Origin of the sequence: Candidatus Kaelpia imicola (assembly GCA_030765505.1) — a bacterium.
GTDB lineage: Bacteria > Omnitrophota > Gorgyraeia > Kaelpiales > Kaelpiaceae > Kaelpia > Kaelpia imicola.
Map to the genome: position 1 here is coordinate 1 of JAVCCL010000019.1, position 11,769 is coordinate 11,769.

Annotated in this window: 11 protein-coding genes; all 11 read right to left on the minus strand. The window is 39.9% G+C overall.

Features of this window, described 5'->3' with window-relative positions; all coding sequences use genetic code 11:
- The coding region (locus tag P9L98_02885) for a hypothetical protein (protein MDP8216253.1) at positions 1-266 on the minus strand (266 nt) is incomplete at its 3' end.
- 158 nt (positions 267-424) lie between these two features.
- Positions 425-2,065 (minus strand): hypothetical protein, encoded by a 1,641-nt coding sequence (locus tag P9L98_02890; protein ID MDP8216254.1) that lies wholly within the window; start codon positions 2,063-2,065, stop codon positions 425-427.
- Between the two features lie 157 nt (positions 2,066-2,222).
- Complete coding sequence (locus tag P9L98_02895) at positions 2,223-2,885, minus strand: rhomboid family intramembrane serine protease (protein MDP8216255.1); 663 nt, start codon at positions 2,883-2,885, stop codon at positions 2,223-2,225.
- 42 nt (positions 2,886-2,927) lie between these two features.
- Entirely contained in the window at positions 2,928-3,374 is a 447-nt protein-coding gene (gene dtd / locus P9L98_02900; protein MDP8216256.1) for a D-aminoacyl-tRNA deacylase, read from the minus strand.
- Positions 3,375-4,859 (minus strand): hypothetical protein, encoded by a 1,485-nt coding sequence (locus P9L98_02905; protein ID MDP8216257.1) that lies wholly within the window; start codon positions 4,857-4,859, stop codon positions 3,375-3,377. It abuts the gene before it with no gap.
- A gap of 18 nt (positions 4,860-4,877) precedes the next feature.
- A complete protein-coding gene (locus P9L98_02910) occupies positions 4,878-5,630 on the minus strand; it encodes a glycosyltransferase family 2 protein (protein MDP8216258.1) in 753 nt (250 codons plus the stop codon).
- Positions 5,631-5,702: 72 nt separating this feature from the next.
- The gene (locus P9L98_02915; protein MDP8216259.1) at positions 5,703-5,828 is read right to left on the minus strand and encodes a hypothetical protein; all 126 of its coding nucleotides are present in this window, start codon (positions 5,826-5,828) and stop codon (positions 5,703-5,705) included.
- Positions 5,829-5,963: 135 nt separating this feature from the next.
- Positions 5,964-8,510, minus strand: coding sequence for a glucoamylase family protein (locus P9L98_02920; protein MDP8216260.1), 2,547 nt, complete (start codon positions 8,508-8,510; stop codon positions 5,964-5,966).
- Between the two features lie 74 nt (positions 8,511-8,584).
- Complete coding sequence (locus P9L98_02925; protein ID MDP8216261.1) at positions 8,585-9,160, minus strand: carbohydrate binding domain-containing protein; 576 nt, start codon at positions 9,158-9,160, stop codon at positions 8,585-8,587.
- A 69-nt stretch (positions 9,161-9,229) separates the two neighbouring features.
- Entirely contained in the window at positions 9,230-10,423 is a 1,194-nt protein-coding gene (locus tag P9L98_02930) for an ROK family transcriptional regulator (GenBank protein ID MDP8216262.1), read from the minus strand.
- A gap of 18 nt (positions 10,424-10,441) precedes the next feature.
- Entirely contained in the window at positions 10,442-11,710 is a 1,269-nt protein-coding gene (locus tag P9L98_02935) for a sugar ABC transporter substrate-binding protein (GenBank protein MDP8216263.1), read from the minus strand.
- Between the last annotated feature and the right edge of the window lie 59 nt (positions 11,711-11,769).

Here is an 11,769-nt window from a genome sequence, read left to right on the forward strand (position 1 = left end):
ACTACAGTATCAACCGATCTTTCAGGACCACTTGCTGGTAAAAGACCGCTCAAGAAAGTCCCCAGCACTAATGCAGCGGTTTCTATGTTTGTCTGATATCTCGGAATTGCTAGTGTACTAACTTCAGACTTTATATTACCGTTGCTAATCGGAACAACAATAGAAGTATTGCCGTATGGTTCAAATAATTGATCAGGGCTCTTAGCAAAAAGACTTGATATCCCAAGAGATAAAACCAAAATTGCAACTATTATAACTTTATTCATTCCTTTTTTCCTCTACGTATACATTTATACCATATAAAGATTAAGATTGCAAATTTGATATAAAAATTTTTAAAAAGTAAATTAATTGCTATAAAATAGGTAAAAACCTCAGATATAAACGCTAAGCTATTAACTGGTAAAGATTTAACTGCTTTAATTTACGGCAAAGATGTAATCAAGAGAGGTTCGTCTTTGCGAAAATAAGCAATAGGATCAACTCCAGTATCGGCTATAATTCTATATCCTTCAGGAGTTGAAGCAAGCAACCACCCACCTGGGGCAAGCATCTGCTGGTAATATTCTGCAATGATAGTACTGGTCACATCCGTATCAAATTTAAAAAGACGTGCTAAATATCCTATGCCTTGCTGTTTATTGCCATCTGCATCGTAATATTCAACCTCTGTAGGCTGCATATAAGAGATTTGATTAATACCCCATTCATAATCATCTATAGTATTACCCCAATTCCTATCAAAAGTAACATATAGATATAGATACCTTCCAACTGGACCACCTATTGTAAGCTTATAGATCACTGTATCATCCTCGCTTGGCAAACGGTTAATCCCTACTCCTTCTCTTGCAGGTTCAGTATCGGAATCAAAATTATCCTCATCTATCGGAGACCATGGTACATACTCTAGAAAATCTCGCCTTAATACCTTCTCAACCTCAAACCCATTATGTTCTACCCCGAGCTGTAATTTACATAGATTTATAATACCTCTAATAGCTTGAGAATAGTAAGCATCATAAGCATAAGCCTCAGGAGCCTCAGGAGCCTCAGGAGCCTCAGGAGCCTCAGGAGCCTCAGGATTATCATAATAAAATTCAAGGCTTCTCTCTGTAAAAAGCTGTTCTATTCCAAAAAGCTCAATTTTAGGTTGAGCAACTGGTCTATTATCCTCTATAGGGTTAGCGCTACCTGGCTCGAACACAAGCAACGGATAAGAATTCTCTGTATCCTCGCTATAAAAAGAACCTTCTTTAAAAATCAAACCGTCTTCTTTATTAAAATATTCAGTATAAAGATGCGCTGTTTTGAAATCTGTCTCAAACCTCCAAGCAAGATCTAAACACTCTACTTTGGGGTCATCAAGAACGCCTGGCAAATATCTATATCTATACAGCGAAGTACTTACTAGTTCACTTACTCCACCTCTATTTAAAAACAAAACATTATATCTTCTAGCATCATCTCCTGATCTTCCCAAGCTAAAATACACAACATCTGCATCTCCTTTTTCATACAATGTCGTTTTAGCCCTTTTAATCCAAACAGGAAATCTTACAACAGCATCGTCTTTATCTTCAGCATATGTGGGCCAAGACCAGTAATATTCAATCTCAGGTGTAAAATATAATAGATCGCGTCTAAGGAGAGCCTCAAACTCGCCGCCTTGACCTTTTTGAAGCTCCATCTTATCCATTGCGCGACATATAACATCTTCAAAAAGCTGACGTGCTGTAAGCTCATCTATCTCAACCCATTCGTTATATGGTATATCTTTTATAAATGCTAAAACATCTTGTCTGACAACATCCTCTTCCCAAGATTCAACAATACCATTATCATAAGGTACCATCCCATCAAGGTTAGACCCTACGCTAACCGGCACCATTCTCCCTAAATTATCTGATGCTGTAGCCTGAGAAAGATTTAAATCAGGAATAGATGCAAAGATAAACGGCATGGACTGGGCATAGGATATACCGCCGCTTATTAATGAAGAAGTAACTACTATATATAAACCCAACCTCTTCGTCAGGGTTTTCATCTGTACTACTATATCCATTTCAACACAAAATAGACCCTTGTCAAGACTAAAACACACTTTATAAACCCCCTCCTAAATTCTAATATATGTATCCCATATATATAGTAGTTTGTCAAATAACACTACATACTTTATAAAGCCGCCCCCATAATATTAACCCCGTGATTTTAATAGTTTAGCGGGAGAGCTTTTTAAAGAAAAGAAATATAGGTAGAATCAATATCCCAACAACAAACCCGCCTATATGAGCAAACCAGGCAACACCTGAGATATTAGACTCAACAGCCAATGATGAGAACCCATAGAAGAACTGAAACATAAACCAGAGACCTATAAATATATAGGCTGGTATCTTTACTACCTGCCAGAATATAAAAATAGGTACCAGAGTAACAATGCGTGTTGCAGGATAGAGAATAAGATAGGCTGCCAAGATGCCTGATATCGCACCCGATGCTCCTATCGTAGGCATAGAAGATGTAGGATTAACCGCTGCATGAATAAACCCTGCACCTACTCCCGATATTATATAGAAATAGACAAAACCCATGCGGCCTAAGAGATCCTCTACCTTATTACCGAAGACCCAGAGATATAACATATTAGATAGAAAGTGGAGCCAGCCGGCATGAAGGAACATATAGGTAAAGAGAGTGAGGTAGAACTTCGAGTCCTGAGAGAAGAATATCTTTACAGGAATAAGAGAGAGTATATCTCTTAGATGGATATAGTGTACATGTTGACGTTGGTATAAGAATATAACTCCGTTAAGTACAATAAGTATTATTGTTGCCAGAGGAAAATTGCGGGTTGGGATTTCATCTCTTAACGGAATCATGGATTTAGTATATCATCTAATCAGACTTTGAGAAACCAGAGTTTATCTGTCCCTACTATCAAGAAATATCGTAACAGGGCCGTAATTAACCAACTCTATATCCATATCGGCTCCAAAGACCCCTCTTCTTACCTCTACCCCCTGGGCTTCTAGGCAGTCAAAGAACCTGTTAAATAGCTCTTCTGCCTTCTGCGGTTTAAGAGCTTTATCAAAAGAGGGCCTGCGGCCTTTCCTGCAGTCTGCAAAGAGGGTAAACTGAGAGACTAAAAGCACCTCACCCTTGATATCGAGTAAAGATTTATTGAGCTTACCTTTACTATCTTCAAATATCCTTAGATTGGCAATCTTCTTTACCAGCCAGTCTATATCACCCTCAGAATCACCTTCGCCTATACCGAGTAAGACAAATAGACCTTTCTCTATCTCTGATATAATCTTTTCTTTAACCGATAGCCTCCCGTATTTAACTCTCTGCAAGACTACTCTCATCTATTTTTTCTTTTTTAACTCTTCTATCCGCTTTGAGAAAAAACCGCCTGTATAGGCATCAAGAGCTGCTGTCAGCTCTTCAAGATACATCATTCTCTTTATTCTATCAATGCTCTCCTCGGGAGGGTTGTTTATCAGATCAATCTTTACCCTCTTTCTTTCAAAATATAATCTGTTCACCTCATCTAAGATATCAAGCCTTAGTTGAGTATTCAAACGTGAACGGGTATCAATATCATCCTGGTAATGGTTCCAGATTAAATCTTCTAAATCCCAGGTTAAATCAACGCTCCAATCCCTGGGCCCAACATAAGATTGTCCGCCGCTGCTATAGGTACCATAGATTGTTTTATCATATCCAAGATCAAGCTGAGGCAGGAGAGCACGATACCGCAAGGAGCGCCTCCAGGCTTTTATCTTCTCAGGATTAACTTCATTATAATCTAAAGTTGCCTGCTGGACTTCCCGGGCACTGGGCTCAAAAGAGAAAACATTCTCATAGCTTAATTCCAGAAACTCCCGGCTATCCTCTCCCTCCTCAAATAACCCCAGAGCTGTTGCAAGATAGAGCTTACCTTTCTTATCCATCGTGAGCATATTGATGCTCTCTGTAGGCAAACCCTCATAGACCTTGATAGCCTTCTTTCTTCCCAGATAGACCTTAAAGAAACCTCTATCAGTTCCAAGATAGATGAGATCTCCTGAGTTATCGTCTTGAAGTATAGAATTAATCTTTACGCTGCCTAATCCTTGAATATAGGCCTTTTTAAAACCAGAACCGTAATCACTGGATATAAATAGGCCTGCAGTTGTACCAAGATAGACCACACTAGGGTCCTTAGCACTAACTGTTACAACCCTTGGAACATAGGATAGGCCTTCCTCTACCTCTTCCTCCTCTTCTATGCTCTTGTCCTTTCTGGGAGTTATAAAAGTCCTCTGGAATCTATTGAAATCCTCGCTTTTGTAAAGCCCCATATCCGTTGCCAGATAGAGATAGGGCTTCATATAGTCTATCCAGTAGACCTCTATATCATTAGGCAAAGCAGCAACTTTCTTAAAGTCATAGATACCATCCTCACCTATATATAATCCGGAAGAGGTTCCCAGCAAGAGTTTATTATCTTCTCTTTTAAAAGAGAGGCATTTTATATCTTTGCCCTGGCTGCGAAAAAGATAATCAACCCTATTAGAGTCTCTTGCCGAGAGCAATCCCGCGTCAGTTGCAATATATAGGAGTTCATAATCTAGAGGGTCGGGATAGACAAAGTTTATCCCGCCTTCCTTAACCTTGTAGATAAACCTCCACTCTCTATTCTCCAGCTTGTATAGAGAGTCGCTTGAGGCAAGATATAGAATATTGTTGTCTAAGGGGTGGACTACGACAAACCTGCAATCTGCTTCGGTCAAACCTTCGATTCTAGTGAACTCCGCCCAAGAGGTAAAAGAAAAAGCTAAAACGAGAAATAGTAATAAGTGTCTCATTTTAAACCTCCTTGTTCTTTAAGTTTTTCTTTTTAGCTCCTTATACTTAATTAAACTTAAAAACTGATAAAGGGATGCAAAATAGGCCAGCACAAAACCATAGAAACCATCGCGGAAACCCTGTTTCCTAAAATAGCTTCTCAAAAATCTATCTATACCTCTTCTTAAAAATCTGAAAGTTTTTATCTCTTTACCCTGATCAATCCATTTCTGAACTTCAAGGGTTGTCTGGCTGTTTAGCTTATTTATGAAATCTGTAATATCGCGGTAAGAGTAATGTATGATATCTGATTTTAGATGGGCCAGATCACCATCCACAAAGGATACCGGGTGAACATGTGCCTCCTCCCACCTGAACTTATCCTTTAAGAACAGCTTAAGCTGGGGTGAAGGATACCAACCGCCGTATTTAACCCAGTAGTTAGCGATATAATTACGCCTCGGGACAGAACATGCCGCGGCTTTAGGTGAAGATCCCAAAAACTCTGCTATCTCTTTCTTTAATTCCTCTGTGACCCTCTCATCAGCATCGAGGCTTAAGACCCACTTATTTTTGGCCTGCTGATAGGCCCAGTTCCTATGCCGGCCTTCAATATCCATTTTACGCAACAGAATCTTATCTGTATATTCTAAGGCAATATCTCTTGTTCTATCACTGCTATTATCGTCAACGATAACAATCTCATCTGCCCAGCCTCTAACAGATTTAATACACTCCTTAATATTCCTCTCTTCATTCTTTGTAATAATGACTACAGATAGAGCAACCATAATATCTCCTTGTCGTTTTGAACAGATAAATCATAGCTTTAAATATAGGCTTTGTCAAAAAACTTATATTTACTAATCATCTTTGATGCGCTCACGCATCTTATCAATTCCCTCTAGAGCTTTAGGCTCATCAGGCGATATCATATAGGCCTTAAGATAATTTTGCAGAACTTCGCTATCGCGACCTATGGAAGCCATAATACCTGCACAGTTAAGATAATATTGCATATTGGTGTAGGAGTTTTGTAGTATTGTAAAAACGGCTAACAAAAAAGTACAACAATATTTTTAAATCTAGGTTCTGTTAAAAGATATGACTTTATCAATCTATATTTACTCTTTCCTCAGTTTAAGCTCTGCAAGTTCAAACCCATCTTTACACCCTTGATCATAGCAAGGTATAAAGAACAGATTATATTTACATTTAGGCGTATTATCATTTTTGTCAAAATCGTTGACCGCTATTGAGAAGCCTATTTTTAGTCCCGGCTCGGGTTCAATGCCTAAAATCTCAAAAGGTATCGCAATCTCAAGAATATATCCCGACTCTGTAATCTTAGATTTTAACTCTATCTCTTCAAACACTCTGTTCTGGAACCAGGCATAATGCAAAGACTCCTTTCTACTCCCGGAGGGTGCAAAACCAAACTGAAACTGTTTTTTATTGCCCCAGTAAAGATTCTTGTTCTCAGGCGTAATATATACTTCTATGCTGTCTTGCTTATAGATTTTATCTGGAATATCTTCTACCAAAACCTCATTATCCGTCACCTCAACCCAGAGATATAGAGACTCTTCATCCCAGCCCAGGCTAAACTCAGAAGCCAAATCATCAGGATATCGTGTAACAGCTCCATGCTCTATTGTCTCGCTGGCTTTTAAAGCGTAATCATAATCCCCGGCCTTAAAGACCCGCCTATAGTCAACGCTGATAAGGGGCTTTTCGTCCGGCCTAAGCTTCATTGTCCCGGATTTAAACCCTGCCCTATTCATGGCTTCGTTGATATATTTGTTAGACATAAAATAGTCCCAAACAGAACCTGTCAGATAGTTTTCAATCATAAGCAGCATCGGGCCCTGGTCTATCCCAATGACAATATCTGAATACCAATCTTTGTCCCGGTTCAAACTATCGGAAAAACCATATCTACCCCAAACGTAGTCTTTGTAGTGATTATACATCCAGCGCAATGCAGTTATTGTCTCTTGCGGGGCAAAAGGAATTGAACCTCCCAGAGCCGTAAAAGCAACAGTCCCATCATAATAAGCATAACCCGGAGGAGCACCGTAAGCACGGTAACCGGCCGGGGATTCACAGGCAGTAAGCCCCCATGAGTTTTCGTTAAAAGTCATAGAGTTAGACCTATTGTTGATGCAAAACTCCCTGTTGGCCAAAGCTGCATTAACAGAAGATTGAAAATAATCCGCATAGTTGTCATGCTTATCTCTAAAATCGACCCAGATATGTGAATACTGATGAGTAAACATAGGCGGTGAAACTAAGCAAGTATAACCTTCGTAGCTCCAAATAGGCCTTCTTATTTCATCCCATACCTCAGGAGAGATTGGGTGAGTAGGAGACCCTATTGCAAAAAGGTACATCAATAACTGTTCACCATATCTGTTCCATCTATCCGGCAAAAATCCTGTCTCAGGCATCCAGCCCATACACAGAGTATCGCCTTGGGCCATCATCCAGTCCCACTCCACCCTTTCATAAAGGTCCTCCGCCAGCTCTCTAACCTTAGAGCCGAAATATTCCCCTGCGGTTATAGCGCCTGCTAAAAAAAGAGCGGTATCGATTGAAGATAGTTCGCAGTTCCAGACTCTCTTACCGCTATCCATACTTACAAAGTGATAGAAGAATCCATGGACATTTTCCAACTTATCTCTAAAATAAAAGAGCGTATTTAAAACTCTCTCTAAAGCCTTCTCTTTACTGATCCATCCTTTTTCAACTGCAATAGGATATGAACTCAAGGCAAAACCAACTGCAGCAATAGAGGCTACCTTAAAATTGTCATCTTTAAAGTTATCTGCCTTATCTCTGATGAGACCTGTGTCTGGATTAGCTTCGCGCCAAAAATAACCAAAAGCTTTTCTTTGAATTAATTCCAGAAACTGTTTATCTGATAGGCGTGATATATCCGGTTTTGGAATTCTTTCCCGGGCAGTAGGAAATAGGGTAGAACAAGAATCGCCTAAATTCTTAGCTGCTGTAAAGTAAATATCGTCTATATATATTGTTCCTTCTTTCTGGGTTGCTTTCCAATCTTCAAAGACTATGACCAGTTTTCTCATACTATCCCACTCTGAGATGCCTACAAACTGATCTAAGTCTATCAGATACTCTTGCCAGCTATCGCTGAGACCTGTTATATAATAGGCGCCTCTCCTGCCTTGAGAGCTCTGAACCTCTATCTTAAAATCTTTCGTATAGCCCCTATCTGTATCTCCTTTAGCCCAGATGACTAGCTGCTTATACTTGCTTAAATCGGCAGCTCCAAGATCAAACCAGACACCATTGAAAGCTGAAGACGGAGAGTCAACATCGTAATCTATTCTCAAGGAATATCCCCTGCTGCCTACATAGGTTAGAGGCGAGAAAGAGTCATAACAGCTTTGAGAATAATCGTTGGGGGCTTTATCCCAGGCACCAAACTCACCCAGGTTGGTCTTGTTCTCTTTTTCGTTAAAATGGCTTAGGAGAAATACCTCCGGAACTTCTGCCTGAGGTATCAGTTTTAGATCTTTTAAGAACTCCTGGCAGGCCAACTCTTGCTTCTCTCTGAGATGTTTAACTCTAAGATATCTATTCGCAGAAAATGCGGCTATTAAAATCGCAAGGATTAGAGCTGCTGCTAAAGAAACTTTCCTCATCTATAAAACTTTCGATTTGTATAAAGGCGGAGCATGTTTTCACTCCGCCTTGATAGATTAATTACAACTTCCTGTTATTCAAATGTAATATCATCAAAATAGACAGTTCCCTCTTTTACTGCACATCTCCAATCCTCAAAGACTATAACGAACTCGTCCATATTAGAGAAGTCGGATATCCCTGCTACTTTTACAAGAGGAACCACTATCTTCTGCCACTGGTTTGTAATGCCCGTGACATAATATTTTCCTACCTCACCCCTGTTGTTTTTCATCTCGATCTTAAAGAGAGGAGAGAACCCTCTATTCTTGTCGCCCTTTACCCAGATAACAAAGTTTGCATATCCAGATACATCAGAACCATTCAGCTTCATCCAGAAACCGTTATAGGCTGGATTCGGAGAGTCAACATCGTAATCCAATCTCATGCAGAAACCTTTCCCGTCTCTGGTCTCACTATTGTTAAAACTCTCTATAGCTGTCTGAGAGAAATCCATTGGATCTCTATCCCAAGCGCCGAAATCACCGCCGATATTGTTTGGCTTTACACCCGAATCAAAATCGGCAACCAGAAGAGCCTCCTTTGCAAAAGAAGCTGCCGCAACTACAAAGAGAGCCACTAACATAAAATAGCCAGCTTTCTTCATCATCCCACCTCCTTTTTTTGTTTTTTGAATCTTCTCATTTATGCCATATAAAGTATCTTTTGTCAAGTTTTCTTAAACCATTAAATAAGTAAAGATATGCTGAATTACAAGGCTTACTGCACCTAAAGCTACAGAGTTTTCGCCCAGCTGAGTAGGTACAATCCTCACCTGACCGCCTATCTCTTCAAAAGTCTTTTCTCTAACAACTTTTTTAATTGCATCAAGCAGTACAGAGCCGGCTCTTTCAATACCGCCGCCTATTACAACTACCTCGGGGTTGAATATCTGAATAAGGTAGGCAATCCTTACGCCTAACTCCTCACCTGCCTCTTTTACCAGGCTTGCTGCAAGTTTATCTCCAGCTCTTACAGCTTCAATGATAGATTTAAAATCTATTTTAGAGCTATCTCCTCCGGCTAACTCCAGAATCTTAGAATCGCTGCTCTCTTTTACCCTCTCTACTGCAGAGGCTTTAAGACCCAAATCAGCCTCCCAGCGATCTAAACCTCTCCAGCGGCTCTTCTCTTCTTCTCTTAAAGTAGGTAAACCCAATTCTCCAGCACAGCCGCCAGCACCTCCATAGATTTGACCATTAATAACTATACCGCAGCCAACTCCGGAGTACATAAAGATAAGATTTTTGATATCGCTTTCAAGCTCAAACTCCCTCTCTCCAAGAGCAGCAACAGTTGCATCGTTCTCTACAAAGACAGGGATCTGAAACTTCTGCTCCAGCATATTCTTTAAAGTGGATATATATATGCTGCCCATCTGCTGGGGCCAGCGTATCGTACCCCCTTTTCTATCTACAATACCCGGTATACCTATACCGATACCTTTTATCCGGTCTCTCTCAACGTCAACTTTGGATATTATTTCTCCAATAAGATCTGACATTGCATCTATCATAGTATTCTCAGTACCTTCAGGCCGACTCTTCTTTACTTTGACCAAAACATTTGCTTTTAAATCAGAGACAACACCTATAATATTAAGAAGGTCCAAGCCTATTCCTATTATATAGGCAGCCTTTGGGTTTAATTCTAAGACAACCGGCCTTCTGCCTCCCGTTGAAACATCAAGACCGCCTTCTATAACAAAACCTTTTTGAATATAGGTATTAACATAATTAGATACCGTAACAATATTTAACTCTGTCTCCTTAGATATCTCTGTGCGAGTAATAGGCCCTTTTCTGCGAATTAGATCGAGGATTGAAAAATTTTTTCGCTCCCTGTCCGTTAAAACCTCTGTTGCTTCTACCATATCTGCCTCCTTTAATAATTACTCCCTAAGGAGCTTGTTGCCTGCTTCTACGATCTCAGGCAAAATATTATCTAATTCAGCCTGACCGTTAAAAAACAGATCCAATTTAGGTTTAATATACAACTCTTCTATCTCTCTCCAGTTAGGACTAAACGGGGGAAAGACTACGCTCTCAACTGCTTCATTAAGCATTTTTTTATTCAGCGGCTTCTCCTTGCTCTGAGCCCAATAAGGGCCCTGGGCAACAGATATTCTGCTTGGCTGCGCCAATCCTATAGAAGCGATACGCTCCATAGTTCGAGCGGAGGTCAAAGCCTTTATTACCTCCCAGGCAAGCTCAGGATTGCTGGATTTTTTCAATATGCAATATGCTGTTCCCCCTGTTGCAATCTGCCGTATATTTTGAGGGCTTTTAGGAAATACCGCTATATCCCAATCAAAGCTCTCTATATTCTGTAATGCCGGAGTCTCCCATATCCCCGACCCTAACATCGCAAGACGTCCGGTCATAAACATCATCTGTACACCCATACCCATATTTATAAGAGCAGAGGGGGTTGGAGATACTCTATGTTTCAAAATAAGATCTCTATAAAACTCCAGCCCTTCTCGCGATGCTTGAGTATTCAACTTTATAGAGCTAGGAGTCTTAACATTATCTACAAGTCTGCCGCCATTAGCTAAAACAAAATTCTGCCAGGCCCAAGTATAAAATCCATATCTCTTAATCTTGCCTTTTTCACCTCTTTCGGTAAGGCACTTTGCAGTCTCAAGAAGAGCATCCCAATCCCAGTCATCATCGGGGTAGGGAATATTATGTTGGTCAAAGATGTTCTTATTGTAATATACACAGGCAAAAGGAGCGATATCTCTTGGTATACCGTAAACATCGCCTTCAATAGTGAAATGTTCAATGATAGGCGAGAAAAAATCATTTAATACAAAACTCTTATCGTTTTCTACAAAAGGAGTAAGGTTTAAGAAAACACCTTTAGAGTAAAAATTTGTAAAAAGTCCTACCTCTGCAGCTATGATATCAGGTGAATCTCCTCCTGCTATCCTAGTTAGAATCTTGCTGCTATACCCTCCGTAAGGAGTATGCTCTAAGGCAACCTTTATTTTAGGATGGTCTCTCTGCCATTCTTCAATAACAGATGTGATTATCCTGACCTCTTCCGGAGAACCCCAAAAAGCAAAGCGCACCTTATTACTATCTGAAGTTGGACACTTCCCGCAGCCCCATATCAATACGGATATTAAGATTAAAATACTTTTTGCAATCTTCATAATAAACTTATTAAGAGCATTGTTTAAATTTTAAAACAACTCTTCACAATTGTCAACAT

Bases quoted from the DNA above. Each gene is read 5' to 3' on its own strand.
- P9L98_02925 (MDP8216261.1), bottom strand. From the start codon at position 9,160: ATGATGAAGAAAGCTGGCTATTTTATGTTAGTGGCTCTCTTTGTAGTT.
- P9L98_02915 (MDP8216259.1), bottom strand. From the start codon at position 5,828: ATGGCTTCCATAGGTCGCGATAGCGAAGTTCTGCAAAATTATCTTAAG.
- P9L98_02905 (MDP8216257.1), bottom strand. From the start codon at position 4,859: ATGAGACACTTATTACTATTTCTCGTTTTAGCTTTTTCTTTTACCTCT.
- P9L98_02930 (MDP8216262.1), bottom strand. From the start codon at position 10,423: ATGGTAGAAGCAACAGAGGTTTTAACGGACAGGGAGCGAAAAAATTTT.
- P9L98_02890 (MDP8216254.1), bottom strand. From the start codon at position 2,065: ATGGATATAGTAGTACAGATGAAAACCCTGACGAAGAGGTTGGGTTTA.
- P9L98_02910 (MDP8216258.1), bottom strand. From the start codon at position 5,630: ATGGTTGCTCTATCTGTAGTCATTATTACAAAGAATGAAGAGAGGAAT.
- P9L98_02895 (MDP8216255.1), bottom strand. From the start codon at position 2,885: ATGATTCCGTTAAGAGATGAAATCCCAACCCGCAATTTTCCTCTGGCA.
- P9L98_02920 (MDP8216260.1), bottom strand. From the start codon at position 8,510: ATGAGGAAAGTTTCTTTAGCAGCAGCTCTAATCCTTGCGATTTTAATA.
- P9L98_02935 (MDP8216263.1), bottom strand. From the start codon at position 11,710: ATGAAGATTGCAAAAAGTATTTTAATCTTAATATCCGTATTGATATGG.
- dtd (MDP8216256.1), bottom strand. From the start codon at position 3,374: ATGAGAGTAGTCTTGCAGAGAGTTAAATACGGGAGGCTATCGGTTAAA.